At 42.9% G+C, this 21,340-nt stretch carries 23 protein-coding genes; 2 read left to right on the top strand and 21 right to left on the bottom strand.

What is annotated here, in order from left to right:
- Positions 1-5 precede the first annotated feature (5 nt).
- The 4 genes from IHV10_RS00970 to IHV10_RS00955 form a co-directional block, all read right to left on the bottom strand.
- Positions 6-1,001 carry an alpha-ketoacid dehydrogenase subunit beta gene (locus tag IHV10_RS00970; RefSeq protein WP_197126912.1) on the bottom strand — a complete coding sequence of 332 codons (996 nt, stop codon included), beginning with the start codon at positions 999-1,001 and terminating at the stop codon, positions 6-8.
- The gene (gene pdhA / locus IHV10_RS00965; protein WP_197126911.1) at positions 1,001-2,065 is read right to left on the bottom strand and encodes a pyruvate dehydrogenase (acetyl-transferring) E1 component subunit alpha; all 1,065 of its coding nucleotides are present in this window, start codon (positions 2,063-2,065) and stop codon (positions 1,001-1,003) included. Before pdhA ends, IHV10_RS00970 begins: the two co-directional genes overlap by 1 nt.
- A 15-nt stretch (positions 2,066-2,080) precedes the next feature.
- The gene (locus tag IHV10_RS00960) at positions 2,081-3,181 is read right to left on the bottom strand and encodes a Leu/Phe/Val dehydrogenase (protein WP_197126910.1); all 1,101 of its coding nucleotides are present in this window, start codon (positions 3,179-3,181) and stop codon (positions 2,081-2,083) included.
- Between the two features lie 100 nt (positions 3,182-3,281).
- Complete coding sequence (locus IHV10_RS00955; RefSeq protein ID WP_197126909.1) at positions 3,282-3,668, bottom strand: thioesterase family protein; 387 nt, start codon at positions 3,666-3,668, stop codon at positions 3,282-3,284.
- A gap of 166 nt (positions 3,669-3,834) precedes the next feature.
- Between IHV10_RS00955 and IHV10_RS00950 the strand changes: the two genes are divergently transcribed.
- Complete coding sequence (locus tag IHV10_RS00950) at positions 3,835-4,245, top strand: HIT family protein (protein WP_197126908.1); 411 nt, start codon at positions 3,835-3,837, stop codon at positions 4,243-4,245.
- A 180-nt stretch (positions 4,246-4,425) separates the two neighbouring features.
- Here IHV10_RS00950 and IHV10_RS00945 read toward each other — a convergent pair whose 3' ends face one another.
- The 4 genes from IHV10_RS00945 to IHV10_RS00930 form a co-directional block, all read right to left on the bottom strand.
- Positions 4,426-4,845, bottom strand: a complete 420-nt coding sequence (locus tag IHV10_RS00945; RefSeq protein WP_197126907.1) for an AhpC/TSA family protein — start codon at positions 4,843-4,845, stop codon at positions 4,426-4,428.
- 156 nt (positions 4,846-5,001) lie between these two features.
- The gene (locus tag IHV10_RS00940; protein ID WP_197126906.1) at positions 5,002-5,721 is read right to left on the bottom strand and encodes an SDR family oxidoreductase; all 720 of its coding nucleotides are present in this window, start codon (positions 5,719-5,721) and stop codon (positions 5,002-5,004) included.
- A 102-nt stretch (positions 5,722-5,823) separates the two neighbouring features.
- The gene (locus IHV10_RS00935; protein ID WP_197126905.1) at positions 5,824-7,158 is read right to left on the bottom strand and encodes a sodium-dependent transporter; all 1,335 of its coding nucleotides are present in this window, start codon (positions 7,156-7,158) and stop codon (positions 5,824-5,826) included.
- Positions 7,159-7,194: 36 nt separating this feature from the next.
- Positions 7,195-8,145 (bottom strand): NAD(P)H-dependent flavin oxidoreductase, encoded by a 951-nt coding sequence (locus IHV10_RS00930; protein ID WP_197126904.1) that lies wholly within the window; start codon positions 8,143-8,145, stop codon positions 7,195-7,197.
- A gap of 66 nt (positions 8,146-8,211) precedes the next feature.
- On the opposite strand from IHV10_RS00930, the gene IHV10_RS00925 reads away from it, so the two are divergent.
- Positions 8,212-8,727, top strand: coding sequence for a gamma carbonic anhydrase family protein (locus tag IHV10_RS00925; RefSeq protein ID WP_197126903.1), 516 nt, complete (start codon positions 8,212-8,214; stop codon positions 8,725-8,727).
- Between the two features lie 65 nt (positions 8,728-8,792).
- On the opposite strand, the gene paaX is transcribed toward IHV10_RS00925, so the two are convergent.
- The 13 genes from paaX to IHV10_RS00860 all read right to left on the bottom strand — a co-directional run bounded on the left by paaX (position 8,793) and on the right by IHV10_RS00860 (position 20,568).
- Positions 8,793-9,686: a phenylacetic acid degradation operon negative regulatory protein PaaX gene (paaX, locus tag IHV10_RS00920; protein WP_197126902.1), complete on the bottom strand. Its 894-nt coding sequence runs from the start codon at positions 9,684-9,686 to the stop codon at positions 8,793-8,795.
- A 188-nt stretch (positions 9,687-9,874) separates the two neighbouring features.
- Positions 9,875-10,651, bottom strand: a complete 777-nt coding sequence (locus tag IHV10_RS00915; RefSeq protein ID WP_197126901.1) for an enoyl-CoA hydratase-related protein — start codon at positions 10,649-10,651, stop codon at positions 9,875-9,877.
- 14 nt (positions 10,652-10,665) lie between these two features.
- Positions 10,666-11,871, bottom strand: a complete 1,206-nt coding sequence (locus IHV10_RS00910) for a thiolase family protein (RefSeq protein WP_197126900.1) — start codon at positions 11,869-11,871, stop codon at positions 10,666-10,668.
- Positions 11,871-12,743, bottom strand: a complete 873-nt coding sequence (locus tag IHV10_RS00905; protein ID WP_197126899.1) for a 3-hydroxyacyl-CoA dehydrogenase — start codon at positions 12,741-12,743, stop codon at positions 11,871-11,873. Before IHV10_RS00905 ends, IHV10_RS00910 begins: the two co-directional genes overlap by 1 nt.
- 327 nt (positions 12,744-13,070) lie before the next feature.
- The gene (locus IHV10_RS00900; protein ID WP_197126898.1) at positions 13,071-14,576 is read right to left on the bottom strand and encodes an aldehyde dehydrogenase family protein; all 1,506 of its coding nucleotides are present in this window, start codon (positions 14,574-14,576) and stop codon (positions 13,071-13,073) included.
- 27 nt (positions 14,577-14,603) lie between these two features.
- A complete protein-coding gene (locus IHV10_RS00895; protein ID WP_197126897.1) occupies positions 14,604-15,377 on the bottom strand; it encodes an enoyl-CoA hydratase-related protein in 774 nt (257 codons plus the stop codon).
- A gap of 13 nt (positions 15,378-15,390) precedes the next feature.
- Positions 15,391-16,167: an enoyl-CoA hydratase/isomerase family protein gene (locus IHV10_RS00890; RefSeq protein ID WP_197126896.1), complete on the bottom strand. Its 777-nt coding sequence runs from the start codon at positions 16,165-16,167 to the stop codon at positions 15,391-15,393.
- The gene (locus IHV10_RS00885; protein WP_066235887.1) at positions 16,160-16,465 is read right to left on the bottom strand and encodes an EthD family reductase; all 306 of its coding nucleotides are present in this window, start codon (positions 16,463-16,465) and stop codon (positions 16,160-16,162) included. The genes IHV10_RS00890 and IHV10_RS00885 overlap by 8 nt, the downstream gene beginning before the upstream one ends.
- Positions 16,466-16,502: 37 nt before the next feature.
- Positions 16,503-17,003, bottom strand: a complete 501-nt coding sequence (paaD, locus tag IHV10_RS00880; RefSeq protein ID WP_370629631.1) for a 1,2-phenylacetyl-CoA epoxidase subunit PaaD — start codon at positions 17,001-17,003, stop codon at positions 16,503-16,505.
- Between the two features lie 26 nt (positions 17,004-17,029).
- Entirely contained in the window at positions 17,030-17,836 is an 807-nt protein-coding gene (paaC, locus tag IHV10_RS00875) for a 1,2-phenylacetyl-CoA epoxidase subunit PaaC (RefSeq protein ID WP_197126895.1), read from the bottom strand.
- Positions 17,833-18,180, bottom strand: coding sequence for a 1,2-phenylacetyl-CoA epoxidase subunit PaaB (gene paaB / locus IHV10_RS00870; protein WP_066391438.1), 348 nt, complete (start codon positions 18,178-18,180; stop codon positions 17,833-17,835). The genes paaC and paaB overlap by 4 nt, the downstream gene beginning before the upstream one ends.
- A 23-nt stretch (positions 18,181-18,203) precedes the next feature.
- Entirely contained in the window at positions 18,204-19,169 is a 966-nt protein-coding gene (gene paaA, locus IHV10_RS00865) for a 1,2-phenylacetyl-CoA epoxidase subunit PaaA (protein ID WP_137790508.1), read from the bottom strand.
- Positions 19,170-19,239: 70 nt separating this feature from the next.
- Complete coding sequence (locus IHV10_RS00860; protein ID WP_197126894.1) at positions 19,240-20,568, bottom strand: phenylacetate--CoA ligase family protein; 1,329 nt, start codon at positions 20,566-20,568, stop codon at positions 19,240-19,242.
- Positions 20,569-21,340 lie beyond the last annotated feature (772 nt).

Genomic DNA, 21,340 nt, shown 5'->3' with positions numbered 1-21,340 from the left:
ACCTCCTAAAATTGCGTTACTTTATTAATAGCTTGAACAACACGATCTGCGCTTGGCAAGTAGTGATCTTCTAGTGCAAACATTGGAACCGGAGTATCAAAACCTGTTACGCGTTCAATTGGAGCTTTCATATACAGGAAAGATGTATCATTGATCAATGACATGATTGTTTCTCCAAGTCCACCCGTTCCCGGTGCTTCGTGAACAATGACTGCACGGCCCGTTTTTTGTACACTTTCTGCAATCATTTCTTTATCTAACGGATAGAGTGAACGAAGATCGATCACGTCACACTTGATTCCTTTTTCTTCAGCAGATTTTGCAGCTTTCATTACAACTTCGATCATCGCGCCATAAGCAAAGATCGTTACATCGCTTCCCTCTTGTAGCCGAGCAGCTTTCCCGAGTGGAACATTGTACTTTCCTTCAGGTACATCCATCTTTGTACTTCTGTAACAGCGCATCGGCTCTAGAAATAGGACGGGATCAGGATCTTCAATCGCTGAAACAAGCATTCCTTTTGCATCATATGGATTAGATGGAACGACAACTTTCATTCCAGGCATTCCTGTAAACAATGCTTCGACAGAATCAGAGTGGATTTCCGGTGCCCGAACGCCTGCTCCAAATGGGGCACGAATGACCATTGGCACTGTAAAATGTCCTAGTGTTCTCGCGCGGATGCGAGACGCATGCGTCATGATTTGATTGAAAGCGGGATAGATGAATCCAAGAAATTGCATCTCTGCGATCGGTTTAAAACCGTTCATCGCAAGTCCGATCGACGTACCGATAATGCCTGATTCAGCAAGCGGTGTATCAATCACTCGGTTCTCTCCGAATTCAGCAACTAGACCATCTGTTGCGCGGAACACACCACCGTTCTGTCCAACATCTTCACCAAGCACGATAACGTTCTCGTGCTCTTTCATCATCACTCTCATACCGTCTGTTACAGCTTGAACCATCGTTAATTTTTTCGTATCTACTAGCGTTGTCATTAGCGATCACCTCTTGAATGAGCGTATGCTTCTTTTTGGCTTTCGATCGGCCAAGGATTCTCTGCAAACACATGATCAAACACATCGTTATAATGTGGTGCTTGAGCTTCTTCCATCTCTTTTACTGCTGCTTCGATCTCAAGTGTAAGCGTTTCTTGAAGATCAGTTGCCCATTTCTCATCCCACATGTTTTCGTTTTTCATAAATCGCTCTAGTCTAAGAATCGGATCTGTCGTTTCACGGCGATTCACAGACTCTTCTTGGTTTCTGTATTTGGAAGGATCATCAGCTGTTGTATGTGCCCCATAACGCCACGTTACAGCTTCAATCAACGTTGGTCCTTCTCCTTTTCTTGCACGCTCTACTGCTGTACGTGTGTGGAAATATACAGCGAACACATCATTTCCATCTAATCGAACGCCTTCCATCTCGTACGCTACTGCTTTTTGAGCGATCGTTTTACTTTTCATCTGCTTTTCGATCGGTACAGAAATGGCAAACCCATTATTTTGATTAAAGAAAACAACAGGAGCGTTGAACACACTGGCAAAGTTTAAGCCTTCGTGAAAATCACCTTCTGATGTTGCACCGTCTCCGAAATAAACAATGGATGCACGATCTGTACCTTTTAACTTTTCAGCCCAAGCTGCGCCAGTTGCATGAAGAAGCTGTGATGCGATCGGTACGGCTGGAGGGAAAATATTCTTTCCTTCTGGAGGAATACAACCTTCTTGGCGACCTTTCCAATAAAGAAAGAGAGTTTTTAGAGAATGACCAAATGTCATCGTTGCCGCATGATCACGATAAGTTGGAAACATCCAATCGCCTTCACCCATCGCCATCGCGCTTCCGATCTGTGACGCTTCTTGCCCTTCGAAAGGAACGTACGTACCGATTCGTCCTTGACGCTGCAGGTTTACCCCTTTACGGTCAAAAAGCCTCGAACGAAGCATCTTCGTGTAAAGTTCTTTCGTTAGTTCCTCTGTGATCTCCCCGCGGTATGTTTCGTCATTCCACTCGCCGTTCTCATTAATGATCTGCATTTTTGGAAATAACTTTTCCATAGATAATTTCCCTCCTTAGTTTCGTACTTGCCATTTTGGTCTTCGGTTGTGAGCGAAAAAGCTGTTTCGTTTTGATCGGGTCTGAAGCTTTTCCTCACAGAAAAGATTTGCTGCTTCCATCGTAGATATCTGGTTCTTCGTGCTCTCACTATAAATCTGTATCAGGCTGTCATAGATCGCTCTTGTTTTTGTTAATACACGAGCTTTGTTCGGTCCATAAAGCTCATCTGCTACTTGAATAAGCCCTCCTGCGTTCACAATATAATCTGGGCCGTATAGAATTCCCTTTTGTTGCAGATAAAGCCCATGTTTATCTTCTAAAAGCTGATTGTTGGCACTTCCTACGATCGCTTTTACTTTCAACTGTTCGATCGTCTCGTCGTGAATGATTCCTCCAAGTGCACAAGGTATGAAAATGTCAGCGTCCACCCCATAGATGTCGCTTCCTTCCACTACTTCCACATTTCCAGGTAGCAGTTCTGCTCGTTCTTGAATCATCTTTAATGCTCTTTCGTTAATATCGGTAACATAGATTTGGGCACCGGCAGCGAGAAGTTGCTCCGCGACCTTAAAACCTACTTTTCCTAGTCCTTGTATCGAGTAAGACTTGCCCGCTAGTTCATCTGTTCCTTCAAGCGTCTGGATAGTAGCTTGAAGTCCGTATATAACACCTTGTGCTGTTGGAACAGAAGAGTCGCCGCTGCCACCATATTCTTCGGGTACTCCAACGATGCAATTCGTTTCTTTTAACGCGTGGACAAAGTCTTCAGGTGTCGTACCCATATCCGTTCCTGTATAAAAGCGACCGTTTAAAGAATCTACAAACTGTCCGAATGCACGGAACAACTCTGGTGTACGATCTGACGTCGGATCTCCGATAATGACCGATTTACCCCCACCGAAGTCAACATCTGCACCTGCGCATTTGTATGTCATTCCTTTTGACAGCCTAAGAACGTCCTCTAATGCCTCATCTACCGATCCATACGGTCTCATTCTGCATCCGCCGAGTGCTGGACCTAATGTAGTGTTATGTATGGCGATAATCGCCTTGAGACCTGTTGATGGATCGTTACAAAATACAACTTGCTCATGCTGTGATATTTTTTCAAACATGTGTAAATCCCCCTAGTATGTCTCTACTTACTCTATTCCTTCTTCACTTTGCTGCTTTAAAGTGTAAGCGCTTTCATTATAGTGCAAAAAATTTAAACCTTCATCTCTTTAATTTTTGTGAGATCGCTTCTCTCGGAAGGATATATTGTGTAACTTCTCCTTCGCCTGCTATCGCTTTTCCGTTATAGACGGTCACATCACATATGACTGCCTTTCCTTTAACTTCTCTTAATGTTGCCGTAACAGTAAGTTCAGCGCCTTCTGGTGTCGGAGCCATATGCTTGGCTGCAACTCCTCCGCCGATTCCTTCTTCATGATCTTCAAGATATGGTAATATAATCTGTCTCGCTGCCCATTCCATATGATAGACCATGCTAACAGTTGAATAAGCTGGGTGGACTAACTTTCCTTCAAATTGAGCAAACATATCGGGTGTAACGGTAGCTTTGATGGTCGCACTTTGGCCAACATTCATGCCTGATTTCATGCCCACACCTCATATCTTTCATCTAATTTATATAACGATTTATATAACGTTTTCTTAACGTAATCATAACATTTTGTGTGATATCCGGTCAATGAATCCCCAGAATTGTTTGATTTGTAAGAAATATGAAAAATGTGCAAAAATAGCATTGGAGGTGTTTTTATTAATGGATGATTGTATATTTTGTAACCCGATGAGTTTTCCAGAACAAAAAATAGTGTTTGAGAATGAAAGCTGCTACTTTCTGCAGAGTCCAAAAGCGCAAGATATTTTAGAAGGTGCGGGATTGATTATTCCAAAAGCTCATAAAGAGACTGTATTTGATTTAAATGAAAAAGAGTGGAGAGATACCTATGAGTTGATGCAAAAAGCAAAAATTTTGCTAGACTCAGAGTTTGAACCTGAGGGCTATAGCACGGGGTGGAACGTAAATCCAGTAGGAGGACAGAGTATTCCTCACGCTCACTTTCATATCATCCCTCGATTTGATGACGAGCCATTTGCCGGCAGAGGCATTCGTTCGTGGATAAAGTCTGAGGATAACCGCAGGCCTAACAGTGTAAGTAAGACTTTTTAAAAATCTGCTATTCCTTTTTATGTGATTGATGACCATTTTTATGTGATTCATCTTCTTTTTTATATGATTGATCACCATTTTTATGTGATCGACGCTATTTTTTATTTGATTAAGTTCAGCGGAAGCTCCCTACCGCATGAAAAAGCTGATACAGCACATGCTATATCAGCTTTATTCTTATCATTTCCGCAACTGCTTCAACACTTCGTCGACTTTCGCATGATCTTCAGGAGTATCATCCATGTGCTTCCACAAAACATCTCCATTACGATCAAATAGCCACGAACTTCCTTGAATGTTCACGTCTTGATTTTTCACTGCGCTTAAAAAATGCTTTCTTTCCGTCTTGTCTTTAGGCACAATGTCGCTTATCTTCACTTCACCTTTTAAGAGATCGGCCCCTACAGACAGCATGCTTTTCACGGTGGTCATGTGGTGGTTCCCCATCTCCTCGTATAGGTCTAGCTCTGGATCACCGTAGATTTCAAACGGAAATGGGCCATGTACATTCAAAAACTCTTGAATCTGATCACGATTAGCTGGTGCTACGACAACGACCTTAACATCTAAGCGTTCAAACTTCTCAAATGACTCGCGCAACTGCGCAAGGAATTCTTGATAGTATGGTCAGCCAAGGTGTCTGACTAACACAAAAAAAGTTTGTTCTTCACCAAACAACTCATGCAGCGTAACAGGTTTTGAACCTTCAATGGATACCACTTCTTGATCTAGTTTCATCCAGATTGCCTCCTCGTATTATACGTTTGGGTATTCCTGAGAAAGAGGGTGAAGCATGATCTCATCAACGACCATGTGTTTTGGTGCGCTTGCCATATACGCTACAGCTTCTGCGATATCGTCTACTTTTAGCCAATCTTCTTTAAAATCAAGACCTTGTTCAGAATCAGCAAAGTACGTATCAATCGCACCTGGATTTACAGTACCTACACGAACGCCAAATTCTCTCAGTTCTTGTGCAAGAGAACCCGAAAATCCTTGAACTGCGTACTTTGTAGCTGTATAGACAGAGCCGTTAGCAATCGTTCTTCGACCCACATCTGATGAGATCGTGATGATCGTCCCCTCTTTTCGCTCTTTCATATGTGGAACAACCGCTGTACTACATAAGAATACACCTTGTACGTTGACTTCAAACATTTTTTGAAAGTCTACTAATGAATGTTCTTCTGCTAATTTAAACTGTCCGATTCCAGCATTGTTTACTAGAATATCAATGTTCCCAAACGTTTCAAACGTTTGTTTAAACAGTTCTGCTACGTCCGTTTCTTTCGTCACATCTGCTTTTATGGCAAGAACATCGAATCCCTTAGCTTTTAACTCTTCTCCCGTTCTGAAGATGCCATCAGACGAACCAATGATAGTTAGTTTTGCTCCTAATGTTCCTAACTTTTCTGCTATAGCTTTCCCACACCCACGAGTTGCTCCCGTTACTACTGCAATCTTGTCTTTCAACATTATTCATTCTTCCCTTCACTTCTGTATTTCACAAATTCTATTATTAACACAAAAAAGGCGCTAAAACCAATTATGGTCCGCGCCTTTCATTCTAATTTTCTTTTAAAAAAGTCCAAGCATGTTAACAAATACGATGATGATCACAACAGGAACGACGTAACGGATCAGCATGAGCCAAAGCGCAAAGCCTTTTACCGAAACAGATGAACCTGCTCTAAACTCTTCAAGAAGCATCTCTCTAGGATAACGATATCCTACAAACAACGCGATGAACAACGCTCCTAAAGGAAGCAGGATGTTGCTCACTAAATAGTCGAGTTGATCAAAGATAATCTTGTCAAACAGAGTGAAATCTGACCAAACCCCATATGACAACGTAGATGGTACACCAAATACAAAGATTAGGATTCCGATGATCCAAGACCATTTTGCACGGTTCTCTAACTCACCTTTCGTGATAGAAGCAACGATGATCTCTAACATCGAGAATGCTGATGTAAGTGTAGCAAACAAGAACAATGCTAAGAACACAATAAAGAATAATTGTCCGAACACGATCTGATCAAAAACGGCAGGAAGTACTACAAACAACAATCCAGGTCCTTCCGCTGGTTCTAGACCTAATGAAAATACCCCTGGGAAGATCGCTAATCCCGCTAATAAGGAGATCAATACGTTGAGTAATACAATCGTGGTTGCCGATTTCGTAAGGCTTTCCTTCTTGCTCAAATAAGAACTGTACGTAACCATTACAGAGATACCCACACTTAATGAGAAGAAAGACTGACCTAAAGCAAATAGAATATCGTCTCCACCGATCTTAGAAAAGTCAGGAAACAAGAAGAACTTTACGCCTTCCATCGCATTATCTAATGTTAGTGAACGAATAATCAAAACAGCAAACAATACAAAAAGTGCTGGCATCATGATTTGGTTTGCTTTTTCAATTCCATTCTTAATACCACGGCTAACAACGAAAATCGTAACCATCATAAAGATGAACTGAGAGATCAAAACCGGCCATGTACTCGAGATTGACTCTCCGAACATTTGACTAAAGTCATGGTTAAAGAAGTCTCCTGAAAAACTTTTTCCAAGGTAGAGAATGATCCATCCACCAATTACACTGTAAAAAGATAATAAAATAAATGCAGTCGCTACACCCATTCTGCCTAGCCATGGCCATGCTGAACCTGGAGCGATCTTTCGATAAGCGGAAACCGCCTCTTTTTGCGCTCCTCGGCCGATAACAAACTCAGCCATTAAAAGCGGAAAGCCGATAAGAAACGTAAACAATAAAAAGAGAAGGAAGAAAGCTCCCCCACCACTAGTACCAGCTACATAAGGAAATTTCCAAATCGCACCGAGTCCGATTGCTGACCCTGCTGCAGCTAGAATAAAGGCTAACTTTGACGTCCACTGGTCTTGCTGATTCATAATTACATACACCCTCCTGTTACTAATACTACTGAATTAGATGAAACGATTGTTTAACATACTTACTGCTTCTCTTGCTTCTTTCATCATGGTTTCAAGCAGTTCTTTCACGCTCGGTACATCTGAAATCACACCTGCGATCTGACCGCTATTAATAAAACCGTTCTCCAAGTCCCCTTTTACAGCTCCTAAAATATGATGATCTTCTGAGGTGTGTGTAACAAACTCTTCAGGTGAGACGCCATTTTTTTCAAGTTGAATCAACTTCTGAGCGTAAGGTGTATCGTAAATTCTTCTGATCTTTCCGGTTGAGCGGCCAACGATTAACGTTTTTGTATCATCTGCTTCTACTAAGGAAGTTTTGTATTTCTCATGAAATGGTGCTTCCTTTGTTGCGATGAAACGAGTTCCCATCTGAACACCTTGTGCACCAAGAGCAAAGGCAGCTGCCATACCGCTTCCATCTGCTATACCTCCAGCCGCGATGACTGGAATAGTTACACTCTTGGAGACCTGAGGCAATAGAACCATAGTCGTCGTCTCATAAGGTGAGTTTAGTCCCGCAGCTTCATAGCCTTCAGCTACTAGCAGATCTGCTCCTGCTGCTTCTGCTTTTTTGGCATGATAGACAGAAGCTATAACACAGATAACCTTCAATCCATGTTCCTTTAATTTCGGTATGTAAGGTGCTGGATTACCTGCAGATAAGGAAACAACTTCCACTTTATGTTTGATCAGAAGTCTAAGAATTTCTTTTACATTTGATGCAACGGTTAAAGGTACATTAACAGCAAATGGCCTGTCTGTCATCCCCTTTGTTGCAATTATCAAATTTTCTACCTCTTCAGGTGACATCGTACCAGCACCGATCGTGCCTAACCCACCTGCATTTGATATAGCAGAAGCTAGTTCTGCATTACTAACATTTCCCATTCCGCCTTGAAGGATTGGATACTGAATGTTTAACTTTTCACAGATGGAATTCAATTTCTCCACTTCCCATTCTAACCTTTGTTATACTGAACCTATAACCTGTTACGAGGGAGGCTCATTATGAAATACACGTTTAATGGCAAAACACCAGATGTTCATGAAAGCGCTTTTATCGCGCCCGGGGTTCACTTGATTGGCGACGTTACAGTAGAAGAAGGAGCAAGCGTCTGGTTTAACTCCGTTCTTCGAGGTGATGAAGGACCTATCTCCATCGGCAAAAAGACTAACGTTCAAGACAATTGCACCCTTCACCTATATGAAGGGTATCCCCTCATTCTAGAAGATGAGGTGTCGATCGGCCACAACGTCATCCTGCACGGATGTACGATTAAAAAAGGTGCACTCGTTGGCATGGGGTCTACCATTCTTGATGGTGTAGAAATTGGCGAACAAGCATTCATCGGTGCGAACACACTAATTCCTCCCGGCAAAAAAATACCGCCGCGTGTCATGGTCATGGGTTCACCGGGTAAAATCATACGTGAACTGAACGACGATGATCTAAAGCTTATTCAGCTTACGATCGACACGTATTATGAAAAAGGGAAACAGTTTCGTGACGAATTAAAAGAATAGTAGAAAAGCACTTTCGTACGATAGCTTGCGAAAGTGCTTTTTTAGTTGTATCTAACCTAATTCTTTTATGACCGGTTCTCCTGAATAAGAGGATGATTAAGAGCATCAAACTCTGAATCTTTCTTTAAATTGTTTCCATCCGAATAGATGCTTTCAAAGAAACGACTTGCTGGCCCTGCCAGTGCACGGTAATAATCACTGAAGAGTGAAGCTGCGTGATCACCTAGCCATTCTGCATGAAGAAGCTCCTTCGGTAGACCTGGATCGATGAAAAGAAACTTACGGTATTCGTGAACAAGCTTAGTGCGCTCTACGAAGCATTCTCCGTCTGTCATCTCACCTTTTTCAATCTTATTCTTATCGATCACATATTTTTGAGAATACGTTACGATAAACTCGTTGTATTTCTCGTTAATGTCGTTTAAATCCCAACACTCAGAAACTAGCTTTTCATTCTCATTAGGCCCATTGTAAACGGCTGTAAAAGAATGAACATAGTCTTTGATGTCATATTTATCGATCATAGATTGAATCTGCTCTGAGTATGCGTGCGGTGAGATCCAAAAGCTGTTTGCCAGTAGACCAAACCCGCTCCAGACCAGTTCTTTTCGAAGCTCATCACGAATGCTTCTTTTCTCTTCAGGAATCGTATAGGTGAACATCATCCATTCGCCGTTCCACGGCTCCTGTTGTGCGTTAAAGATTCTCTTTGCCGCTTCATCCATCCGCTTCTTTCCACGCTCTGTTAAATAATAATAACTTTTATTCCCTTGTTTTCTAGCTGCGATCCAGCCTTGCTTATTCATTCTGGAAATCGCTGCTCTTACGGCCTGTTCGTTGTGACCAAACTCTTCTAACAATCGAATCAAGCTGCCGATCCATATCTCACTGCCATAATGCCGGATATAGTCTCCGTACAATGTGAAAATCATGGAACGTGTGTTTAAACTATTCTGCATGTTCATACCCTCATTTGTACCTGTTATTGTCTGTACAATCCTACCATAAAGAAAACTTAGCTGACATCAAGTCTTTCACGTCAATTTAGTTGCACTCATACGATCGACTTAAATCTGGAACCTCGTCGAAAAACATCAAGCAAAAAAGTTATACTCTATAATAGTAGAATTACTGAGACAGAAACAAGTTACTCTCCCTTAAATACAGGTGGTCTTTTTTCTCCAAAAGCAACGAGCGCTTCCATTCGATCTTTTGTAGGAATCGTCACTTCATACGCTTTCGCCTCAATCGCAAGTCCTGTCTGCAGATCAACTTCTGTTCCATGCTTGATCGCATACTTTGCTTGCTGAACAGCTACTGGTCCATTCTTCATAATAAGACCAGCATAGTTTTCACAAACCGCCATCAATTCTTCTCTTGACGTCACTTGGTTCAAGATGCCGTAAGAAAAAGCTTCTTCAGCCATCATTTTTTTTGCTGTTAAGATCAGTTCCATCGCTTTCGCTTGTCCGATCAGTCTCGGAAGACGCTGAGTTCCTCCCGCACCAGGGATGATTGCCCAACTAAGTTCTGTAAGACCCATTGACGCTTCTCTCACAGAAACTCGAAGATCACAAGCTAGAGCCAACTCGAAGCCGCCTCCAAAAGCATGGCCATTGATCGCACAGATCGTAGGCTGCGGCAAAGCTTCAACAGCAGAGAACACATCGCGAATCTTGCGTACATTTCTTCTTACTTCTGATTCACTCAGCGTACGGCGTTCTTTTAGATCAGCTCCTGCACTGAATGCTTTCTCCCCTGCACCTGTAAAAATTACAACACGAACATCACTGTTGTGATGAATGTCTTCTACTACTTCTTCAAGCTCTTTTAACGTTGAAAAATTAAAGCAGTTCAATACTTCCGGACGGTTTAATGTTACATAAGCAACATAATCTTTTACTTCGTATAAAATAGCACTCACTTTAGGTGACCCTCCTATTCATTAATCGCTTCCACGATGGAAGCAATACCTTGACCAACACCGATACACATGGTTGCGAGACCGTAGCGTGATCCTTGCTTTTTCATTTCGTGAATAAGCGTTGTTAAAATGCGCGCACCGCTAGCTCCAAGTGGATGGCCAAACGCAATCGCACCGCCGTTCACGTTAACTTTACTGTGATCAAGTCCCAGTTCGCTCATACAGGCAAGAGATTGTGATGCAAAAGCTTCATTCAACTCGACCAAATCAAGGTCAGCTATAGAGAGACCTGCCCGCTTCAATGCTTTTTTGGAAGCTTCGATCGGACCTACACCCATTATAGCTGGTTCCAGACCTGCAACACCGGAAGAGACATATCGAGCTAAAGGCTTTAATCCTAGCTGATCTGCTTTTTCACGGCTCATCAACAGTAATGCAGAAGCTCCATCGTTCACCCCAGAAGCATTTCCCGCTGTGACGCTTCCGTTTTTAAACAACGGTTTAAGCATACCAAGCTTTTCAAGCGACGTTTCAGGACGAGGGTGTTCATCTTCTGTCACCCACGTTTCGTTTCCTTTTCGGTCTACTATTCTTACAGGAACGATCTCCTCTTTAAATCGGTTCTGTAGGGTAGCTTCTTTTGCTTTTTGTTGAGAATCATATGCGAACTGATCTTGTTCTTCTCTTGTAATTCCATATTTCTTCGCTACGTTCTCTGCTGTTTCAGGCATAGAGTCTGTACCGAACTTTTCATGCAGAAGCGGATTAACGAAACGCCATCCGATCGTCGTATCAAACATTTTCATATCACCACGAGGATAGTCGATCTCAGGCTTTCCCATTACGAGTGGTGCGCGTGTCATACTCTCCGTTCCACCCGCGATGAAGATATCACCTTCTCCTGCCAAGATAGCCCTGGCACCGTAAATGACCGCATCCATACCAGATCCACATAAGCGGTTGATCGTCGTTCCACCTACTTCAACAGGAAGTCCAGCGAGTAAAGCAGACATTCTTGCCACGTTACGATTATCTTCTCCTGCTCCATTGGCGTTTCCGAATATTACTTCTTCGATCTCTCCAACAGGAAGTTCAGGGTTTCTTTCAACAAGCGCTTTGATTACCACTGCTCCTAGATCATCGGGGCGAACCGTTTTTAGTCCACCTTTATATCTTCCTATAGGCGTACGGACAGCATCAACGATGACGACCTCTTTCATTACTTTTTCACCCCGCTGTCTTCCCTGGTATAGTCGTATACCCCTTTACCTGACTTTCGGCCAAGTCTTCCCGCTTTAACATACTTCACTAATAGGGGTGCCGGACGATATTTTTCGCCTAACGTTTTATGAAGATAGTTCAAGTTATTCAGTCGTGTATCAAGACCTACTAAATCGCCGAGCTCGAACGGCCCCATTGGAAAATTCAAACCAAGTTTAATGGCTTTATCGATATCTTCTGGTGTACCAACACCTTCTTGCAGCATATAGAAAGCTTCATTCCCAATCATGGCAGAGATTCGGCTTGTAACGAATCCTGGAAACTCATTAACGGTTACTGTTTCTTTACCCATCTTCACAGCAGCTTCCTTAGCGTGTTCAACCGTTTCATCGCTTGTTTCATGCCCGCGAACGATCTCAACGAGTGGCATTCTATGGACCGGATTAAAGAAGTGCATGGCGATTACTTTTTCAGGTCGTTTTGTAAATGAACCAATTTCTGTCGGACTCATCGTTGAAGTGTTTGTCGCAAGGACACAATGTTCAGGTGCTGAACGGTCTAGTTCTTCAAAAACAGCACGCTTGATCTCTATATTTTCTGGAACAGCTTCAATCACTAGATCAGCACCGCTCACGGCTGCTGATAGATTCGTAGCATATGAAAGTCTTGTTTGCGCTTCTTCAGCTACACTTTGTGATAACTTTCCGCGAGATACTGCTTTTGAAAAAATAGAATCGATCTCTTTTTTTGCATTTTGTAGTTGTTCTTCTTTTACATCAACGAGCTGAACATCAAAACCGCCAACTGCGCTCACATAGGCGATTCCTCTTCCCATCACACCAGATCCGATGACAACAGCATTTTGTATCAATAGTCTCTCCTGCCTTTCTTTTAAACAAGTGTTTAACGTTTTGTATGCATAGATGCTTTTGGAAGTAGTTGATTTCCGTTCCAGGATGCTCGCTTTCCGCGGGGCAGGCGGTGAGCCCCTTGCCGCTTTGCGCCCTTAAGGGTCTCACCTGACCGCCAGTCCCGCAGGAGTCTCGCACCTTGCACTCCAACCAACTGGTCATTGAAGCTATAGATAAAGAACCTTTTCAAATAAAACATTGTATAAAAAGCGAGCACGATGGCCCGCTTTTCCAAGTTTGTTACTAGATCTCTCAACGCAAGTTAACAGAGCTAGACATAAACTAAATTACAGATTAAAAGGATTCAACGGACGTGATCCTGTGTAGGACACGACGCTCTTTGTTTCTGAGTAAAGATCCAGTGTCTCGATACATAGCTCGCGGCCGAAACCGGATTGCTTGTAGCCGCCGAATGGTGTCCCTGGGAATGCAGAGAATGGTGAGTTGATCATGATCGTTCCAGCTTGAATCATGCCTGCAACACGAGTTGCCTTCGCATGATCCTTCGTCCAGATCGCTGCTGCTAAACCAAAGTCTGTGTTGTTTGCTAGTTTCACAGCCTCTTTTTCGTCCTTAAACGTAGACACCACGACAACCGGCCCGAAGATTTCTTCTTTAACTACTTTCATGTCTTCATTTACATCTGTGATGATCGTCGGAAGGTACCAATGACCGTTTTCATAACCGTCCACTTTTGCACGTCCACCGCCTAGAAGGATAGTTGCTCCTTCTTCTTCAGCCGATTTCACGTAACCGTCGATCACTTCAAGCTGGCGCTCTGAAATGATTGCTCCAACATGTGTACTTTGATCGAGTGGATTACCTAGTACAAGCTTCTTCGCTTTTTCAACGAACTTTTCCATGAAAGCATCATATACACTTTCCTCGATATAAAGACGAGAACGTGCTTCACAAGATTGACCTGTGTTATAAAAAATACCAAATAATGAGCCGTCGACTGCCGCATCAATATCTGTATCCGCAAAAACTAAATTAGGAGATTTCCCGCCAAGTTCAAGCGTTACACGTTTTAACGTTTGAGACGCCTTAGCCATAATGTCTTTTCCTGTTCCTGTTTCACCAGTGAACGCGACTTTATCAACACCTTCGTGTTCAGCAAGGTATGAACCTACCGTAGCTCCGTCACCTGTAATGATGTTTACAACACCTTCTGGAACACCCGCTTCATGGCAGATCTCTGTCATTACGATCGCTGTTAGTGGCGTTAAGCTCGCAGGCTTTAGAATGACCGAACAACCAGTTGCGATTGCTGGTGCGATCTTCCACGCTGCCATCATCATCGGATAGTTCCAAGGAATAATCTGTGCGCATACGCCTAGAGGTTCTTTTAACGTGTAGTTCATGAACGGTCCTGGCATCGGGTTTACAGCACCGCGGTGGCTGACGATTGCACCCGCATAGAACTCAAAGTCTTCAATCGCTTGCATGACTTGACCTTGTGCAGCACTTAACGATTTTCCGCTGTTTAAAATTTCAAGCTCAACAAGCTCGTTATAACGAGAACGCATGATGCTAGCAATCTTGTTCATCGTACGAGAACGCTTATTTACAGGAGAGCGCTTCCATTTCCCTGTTTCAAAAGCTGTTCTTGCCGCCTCAACAGCACGGTCAACATCCGCTTTCGTTGCTTTCGCTACTTTCGCTAACGGTTCACCTGTTGCTGGATTATATGTAACAAAGTATTCTCCTTCAGATCCACCAACACTTTGTCCTCCAATAACCATTTCGTATACATCACGTTTTACTGCTTTCACTTCTGTCTTTGTGCTCATGTTCTCCACTCCTTTTAATCTAGATGTCTATTTTCCTGTGAATGCTGGTTTTCTCTTTTCTATAAATGCATGAAGACCTTCTTGGTGATCCGCTGACTCTCCAGCAATTTTTTGCGCTTGTGCTTCATATTCCAGCACCTCGTTCAAATCGCTTTCCCAGCTTTTATTCATATAGCGTTTGATGAGCCCGATTGCTTTCGTTGGCATGTTGGCTAGTTTTTCAGCGAACGTTTCCACTTCAAGCATGAACTCTTCTTCACTTACCGTTTTCGTTACAAGTCCAAACTCTTTTGCTTGTTGAGCGGTAATCTTCTCACCTAACACAGCAAGCTCCATTGCTTTTGCATGTCCTACTAAACGAGGCAAGAAGTACAGATTTCCAGAATCAGGTACAAGACCAACATGAATGAACGCTTCTATGAAACTCGCTTTTTCACTTGCGATACGGAAGTCACAAGCTAGCGCGAGACTCATTCCTGCACCAGCCGCAACACCGTTCACTGCTGCGATAACTGGCTTCTCCATGCCAACTAGTGCTTGCACCATCGGATTATATCCTTTTCGCAGAACATCGCCATAATCAGCGCCCTCTGGTGAACCTGTTAGATCTTGACCTGAACAGAATGCACGCCCTGCGCCTGTTATAACAACGGCTCTCACATTGCTGTCTTTGTTGGCTTCTTTTATCGCAGAAACCATTTCCTTATGCATGAGCGAAGTGAATGCATTGAGCTTATCCGGACGATTTAAAGTAATCCAAGCCGTTTTTCCTCTTGTTTCGTAGCTGATCGTTTCAAACATGTTCATATCCCCTCTACTTCCCTTTAAATTCGGCTGGACGCTTTTCAACGAAAGCCTTCATGCCTTCTTTTTGATCTTGAGACGAGAATAATAGATAAAAGTTTTTACGTTCGAACTGCATGCCTTCGTGTGTGGAATAATCAATGGACTTATAAACGGTCTCTTTTATTAAACGAGTAGATAAAGGTGCTCTAGAAGCTACAATCTTCGCATACTTTTTTGCCTCGTCCACGACAAGTTCTGGTGCTATAACGCGGTTGATCACGCCATATTGAAGTGCTTCATGGGCTGTCATCGGGTCACCGAGCCATAGCCATTCAAGAGCTTTTTTCTGCCCCATCAGCTTTGTAAGTTTTACCGTGCCACCAGCACCTGGCATCACGCCAAGCTTGATCTCAGGAAATCCAAACTGTGCGTTTTCTGCTGCAAAGAGGATGTCTGCGCACAGCGCTAGTTCAAAGCCTCCGCCAAAGCAATAGCCATTGACGGCACCGATGATCGGCTTTTTTATCGTTGCGAGACGATCCCATTCTTTAAACTGATTTAATAGTTCAAGAGAGACCGCTGTATCTTCTTTCATCTCATCAATGTCGGCACCGGCTGCAAATGCACGCTCACTGCCTGTTAAAACAATTGCTTTTACCTCATCATTACGGTCGAAGCTTTCAAAAGCATCTAATAGTTCCGTAACCATCGGCCTGTTGATCGCGTTTAACACACGTGGCCTGTTTAATTGAATGAAGGCGATCCCATCTTCAACAGAGGTTAGAATTGTTTCATAATTACTCATTGATTTCCTCACCGATCATAAGGGTAACAAGCTCTGCTGCAAAGCTCATTAAGTCTTTTCCTGAAGCTTTACCTTCATCAGACTTCATCGCGGCTTTCAACGCATCATGATCGTCATAGTACATCTCACAAAGAATGTGATAGTCGCTTTTCCCCATCGGTGAACCTACGATTTTTGTTACTTCCATTTTACGAAGTCCAGGAATCTTTTTCGTGATCTCAGTATGATGTCCAAAATAGTGCTCGTCGAACTGCTCCAAGTTTTCAGGTGTTTTGTAAAGTGCGATTAGTTTTACCATGTGTGTTTCCTCCCTATTTTTAAAATCATCATTTCTCTTACCCCATGTCAGCAACAGGTTTCATCGCTTCAAACGGGTTCTTGCACGACTTGCAATATAGGATACTTCTGCATGCTGTAGGTCCAAAGATGTTTTCCATCGTTACATACGTTGATCCACAATACGGACAATCAATCTCCCAAGGTTCACCCATCACATGGTTCGCAGGTGGCGGTGAGATGCCAAACTCTTTTAACCTCTCACGCCCTTCGGCTGTAATGCGATCTGTTGTCCACGATGGTGTAAATACAAATTTCACTTCTGCTGAAATAATTCCTTCTACATTTTCAACCGCTTTTTTTATATCTCGTTCGATGATGTGCAGGGCTGGGCAGCCAGAGAACGTAGGCAGAACAGAAATCCTGACCTTATCATCTGTCACGTCCACTTCGTGCACCATTCCGAGATCCAATATACTGACAGAGGCGATTTCAGGATCTTTCACATCCCCAAGCGCGTCCATCACACTATCAGTCATGCTGCTCTTTAATTCGGACACGTGGTTCATCTCCTTTCTAAATCGTCTTACCAGCCAGTTGAAGGATTTGTTGCATAAACTTCAGAAAGTGTTGCAGTTGCTTGCTTCAAGTCTTCCGTGTGCACGCCGTTTCGGCCGTTTCCTCTTTCCATGCGAGGTTCACCCGGATAGGATGCACCTACTTCTTTTAAGACAGCTTCAATCTTGTTGTTCCATCTCTTTTTCATAACGTTCTCGTCATCAATGAAGTTTGCTTTCACGATATCTTCATAGTACGGTCCTAGCGTAAGAACTCCGCCAAAATCTCTCCAAACCTTTTGGATCGCTGCTGTCATTCGCTCGATTGCTTCATCTGTACTTGTCATAAGCTGCTTGAACCAAATCTCCCAGTGCATCAGATGGTAATACTGCTCTGTCATGATTTTACGGGCTGCTTCTGCCAAAGGTTCATAGGAAGAGTGGCGCAGTGAATCTAGACGAATATGTTTGTGTACAGCGTAAAAGTAGTTGCGTACAACAGTGAAGGCCCAGTCATAATCTGGTTCTTTTAAGTACGTTCCAGGTCCGTTCACTTCTTCTAAGATGATGGCATTTCGAAACTGATCAGGAGATCGCAAGTGAGCAATCCTGTCTGCTTCGCCTTCTCCAAGGCTCTCTAGCAGGTTATAGTACAAATTTGCGTGTCCCATCATGTCTTGTGAGATAGAAGAGAACGCAACATCCTCTTCAATATGCGGCGCAAGACCAAGCCACTCCGATCCGCGAAACGCAAGAAGAAAATCATCGTCTGCAAGCTGATAAAGAAGCTCGATCAACGCTTTCTTTTCTTGTGGTTTTAACGTTTCCTGTGTCATGAATTGTCTCCCCTTCCGCCAAGGATGTGTTGTTCGGTAAACTGCTCCTGGTTGTAGTCACGCCACTTCTTCTTCAGATAACCATATCCTTTTGTTTCTCTATATTGTTTATCGAGGCGTTTAAGCATTTCTCTTTCGTCCTGGTTAAGACCCCTTATGTTCTCTCTTTTCACAACCCAGATGTCAGCGACCGTTTCTCTTCTGAAGAAGTTCTCTTTTGCCATGATGAGTGCCATATCCGCGTTTGGTGCTAAAAGGCTGAAGCTATGTTGAAACGGAGATTTATCTGTTTTTTTGCTGAATACTTCATACACGTTGTAAAATTCATTTGTTGATTCGTTCACCTTTGTTTCTCTCCTTTCCGCTGTTAGATCGCCTTTTTAGCAGCGAGTGCCGCGCGAACCCACTCGTTATTTTTATATGAGCGGCGTCGAAGATCTAAACGGTTTTGTGATTGTGGCCCGTTACCAGAAACAATCTGTTTGAACGTGCTCCAGTCAGCATCCTTATAGATCCACATCTGACTGTCTTCATCAAAACGGATCGTATCATCTGGAATCGTTAGCCCAAGCGACCAAATACGAGGAATATATTTAGTGAAGAACTCTTGTCTGAGGTCCTCGTTTGTTTTTGTACGGATTTTGTACATGATGTTCTTGTCAGCGTTTGAATTTCCTGTTTCTTTTGCTGACTTTGGCCCAAAGAACATGATCAGTGATTCCCACCAGCGGTTTAACGAATCCTGCAGCATTTCACGCTGTTCCGGTGTTCCTTCGGCCATCGCTAAAATGATGCTCTCGCCGTGCTGTGCGTGGAAAACTTCTTCTGCACAGATACGCTTTAACGCCCTGGCGTATGGACCGTAAGAAGAATCAAGCATCATACTTTGAGAGATGATTGCCGCTCCGTCTACAAGCCAAGCGATGATTCCCGCATCGCCCCAAGTTGGAGCATCCATATGAAACACGTTATGAAACTTTAATTTTCCTGAAAAAAGGTCTTCCATGATGTCATGGCGGTTCTTGCCAAGAGGTGCCATCAAATCTTCTGCCACACGAAGCAAGAGCTGCCCATGTCCCATCTCATCCTGAACTTTAGCCATGATCGCGAGTTTGCGGTGAAGTGAAGGTGCTTTAGGTACCCATTCTTTCTCTGGAAGCGCTCCCATAATTTCCGAAATGCCATGCATCGAAATCAAACGAATCAGCTGCAAGCGATAATCTTCCGGCATCCAGTCATCCGGTTCGATCTTCTCACCGGCGTTGATCCGATCAAGAAAATGAGTCATTTTCTCTTCTTCACTAAGCTGATTAAAACTCATACCAACTGTCATGTTGTTCCCTCCTATTATATTACGTTTATTTACCGTAATTATAAATTAACGTCATACGATTGAAAAGTAGTTAAACACCCATTTTTTTCTGTATCTGTCTGACCACACGAATCGCCTTACCTTCAGAACGTGGTATTCCTTTTGGTGGATACACTTTAATATTCATGGATACAAGGCATGTGTCTTTAATTTTCTTTGTGATGGTATTCTTTAATAGATGCGTCGCCTCATGATTTTCGTCACCGTTTGTTACAGCATAAAGCTGTTCCGTCATCTCAACATGAAGTTCAATATGCTCTTTTAATCCTTCTGTTAGAATATGAACTTGATAGTGAGGAACGATATCCTCTATAGAAAGAAGACAGTTTTCGATTTCAGACGGAAACACGTTAACTCCACGAACGATAATCATGTCATCGATTCGTCCCTTTACACGACTCATTCGTATGGAAGTCCTTCCACAGCTGCAAGGTACTCGATTAATCGAAGCAATATCTCCCGTACGATATCGGATGATCGGAAAAGCTTCCTTCGTTAAACTCGTAAACACAAGTTCGCCATACTGACCCTCAGGCATAGGTTCAAGCGTATCAGGATTAATGATTTCAGCTAAAAAATGATCATCCATAATATGAAGCCCGTTTTGTGCTTCATGACATTCCATCGCTACACCAGGACCCATCACTTCGCTTAATCCATAAATGTCCATCGCTTTGATGCCAAGCTTCTCTTCGAGAGTTGCACGCAGCTCCTCAGACCACGGCTCTGCTCCAAATATTCCATATTCTATCGAAGTAACTTTCGGATCTTTTCCCATCTCCTCCATCTTTTCAGCAATGGTTAAGATATAAGAAGGCGTTCCGCAGATCACCTGTGGCTTAAAGTCTTCGATCAAAAGAATTTGCCGTTCTGTATTTCCTCCAGAAACAGGAACAGTAATCATGCCAAGGCGCTCTGATCCGTTATGAAGGCCGAGCCCTCCTGTAAAAAGACCATAGCCATATGCATTATGAAGTACGTGACCAGGCTCTCCACCTGCGATTGCGATAGAACGCGCTACCATGTTACTCCACCTGTCAATGTCTCCTTCTGTATAGCCAACCACTGTCGGTTTACCGCTCGTTCCAGAAGATGCGTGCAGTCGAACGAGGTGATCTTGCGGAACTGCAAAAAGCCCAAAAGGATAATGATCGCGAAGATCTTTTTTTACGGTAAAAGGAAGTTTTTGAAGATCTTCTAAAGTATCAATTGAAGAGGGCTGAATTCCTTTTTCGTCAAATGCCGTTTTATAAAAAGGGACATTCTCATAAACGCTCTGTACCGTCTGCTTTAACCGATAAAGCTGCAGCTCTTCTTTTTCATCACGACTCATACATTCCACTTGTGGATGGAGGATCATTCTTTCATCTCCCTTTATAATATGTAAGCGATTACAATTGAGATTAAAAAAATATGACGTTTTTGTACCGTTATCTAATTATTGTGTGATGTATTTGGTTTCAGCTTATCATTTATAATAATTTTCTGTCAAATGAAAATACAAAGCTGATATGACCGTTAAGCCCCGACATAGAAAACACCGTTTGTATCATTTACAAACGGATGTTGCACTTGTGCCTGTGGTGACAGCACATCCTTGCCTGAATGGGATACGCTTTTTGTATCCTAGTCAGGAAAGAATGTGACCTCGAGGGGCTGGTCATTGAAGCTGGACTGATTTTGAGTGCTGAAACAGCCGTTTAGACACGAATAGCACTTTACTCTTTTCTGAAGACACGCTCTTTGTGTCACAAGAAATAAGTAAAGTGACCTCGAGTGTCTGGCTGTTGATGCCGGATAAAATACAAAGCTGAAATGACCGTTCAGCCCCGACATAGAAAACACCGTTTGTGTAGTTTACAAACGGATGTTGCTCTTGTGCCTGTGGTGCCAGCACATCCTTGCCTGAATGGGATACGCTTTTTGTATCCTAGTCAGGAAAGAATGTGACCTCGAGGGGCTGGTCATTGAAGCTGGACTGATTTTGAGTGCTGATATAGCAACTTTGGATGAAATGGTGAAGACTTATAAATTGTCTTCGAGGACTTATAAAAAAATTTGAAGACTTATAAATTTTTTTGAAGACTTATAAATGAAACTGAAGACTTATAAACGTTATAAACTAACAAAAA

The sequence above is a fragment of the Fictibacillus sp. 5RED26 genome (assembly GCF_015903895.1).
Taxonomy (GTDB): domain Bacteria; phylum Bacillota; class Bacilli; order Bacillales; family Fictibacillaceae; genus Fictibacillus; species Fictibacillus phosphorivorans.
Note: the sequence above shows the minus strand (reverse complement) of the source record. Positions and strands in the feature narration are given on the sequence as shown.

Excerpts from the sequence above, each read along its gene's own strand:
- IHV10_RS00970 (WP_197126912.1), bottom strand. The coding sequence starts at position 1,001 with ATGACAACGCTAGTAGATACGAAAAAATTAACGATGGTTCAAGCTGTA.
- pdhA (WP_197126911.1), bottom strand. The coding sequence starts at position 2,065 with ATGGAAAAGTTATTTCCAAAAATGCAGATCATTAATGAGAACGGCGAG.
- IHV10_RS00960 (WP_197126910.1), bottom strand. The coding sequence starts at position 3,181 with ATGTTTGAAAAAATATCACAGCATGAGCAAGTTGTATTTTGTAACGAT.
- IHV10_RS00955 (WP_197126909.1), bottom strand. The coding sequence starts at position 3,668 with ATGAAATCAGGCATGAATGTTGGCCAAAGTGCGACCATCAAAGCTACC.
- IHV10_RS00950 (WP_197126908.1), top strand. The coding sequence starts at position 3,835 with ATGGATGATTGTATATTTTGTAACCCGATGAGTTTTCCAGAACAAAAA.
- IHV10_RS00940 (WP_197126906.1), bottom strand. The coding sequence starts at position 5,721 with ATGTTGAAAGACAAGATTGCAGTAGTAACGGGAGCAACTCGTGGGTGT.
- IHV10_RS00935 (WP_197126905.1), bottom strand. The coding sequence starts at position 7,158 with ATGAATCAGCAAGACCAGTGGACGTCAAAGTTAGCCTTTATTCTAGCT.
- IHV10_RS00925 (WP_197126903.1), top strand. The coding sequence starts at position 8,212 with ATGAAATACACGTTTAATGGCAAAACACCAGATGTTCATGAAAGCGCT.
- paaX (WP_197126902.1), bottom strand. The coding sequence starts at position 9,686 with ATGCAGAATAGTTTAAACACACGTTCCATGATTTTCACATTGTACGGA.
- IHV10_RS00910 (WP_197126900.1), bottom strand. The coding sequence starts at position 11,871 with ATGAAAGAGGTCGTCATCGTTGATGCTGTCCGTACGCCTATAGGAAGA.
- IHV10_RS00900 (WP_197126898.1), bottom strand. The coding sequence starts at position 14,576 with ATGAGCACAAAGACAGAAGTGAAAGCAGTAAAACGTGATGTATACGAA.
- IHV10_RS00895 (WP_197126897.1), bottom strand. The coding sequence starts at position 15,377 with ATGTTTGAAACGATCAGCTACGAAACAAGAGGAAAAACGGCTTGGATT.
- IHV10_RS00890 (WP_197126896.1), bottom strand. The coding sequence starts at position 16,167 with ATGAGTAATTATGAAACAATTCTAACCTCTGTTGAAGATGGGATCGCC.
- IHV10_RS00885 (WP_066235887.1), bottom strand. The coding sequence starts at position 16,465 with ATGGTAAAACTAATCGCACTTTACAAAACACCTGAAAACTTGGAGCAG.
- paaC (WP_197126895.1), bottom strand. The coding sequence starts at position 17,836 with ATGACACAGGAAACGTTAAAACCACAAGAAAAGAAAGCGTTGATCGAG.
- paaA (WP_137790508.1), bottom strand. The coding sequence starts at position 19,169 with ATGACAGTTGGTATGAGTTTTAATCAGCTTAGTGAAGAAGAGAAAATG.
- IHV10_RS00860 (WP_197126894.1), bottom strand. The coding sequence starts at position 20,568 with ATGATCCTCCATCCACAAGTGGAATGTATGAGTCGTGATGAAAAAGAA.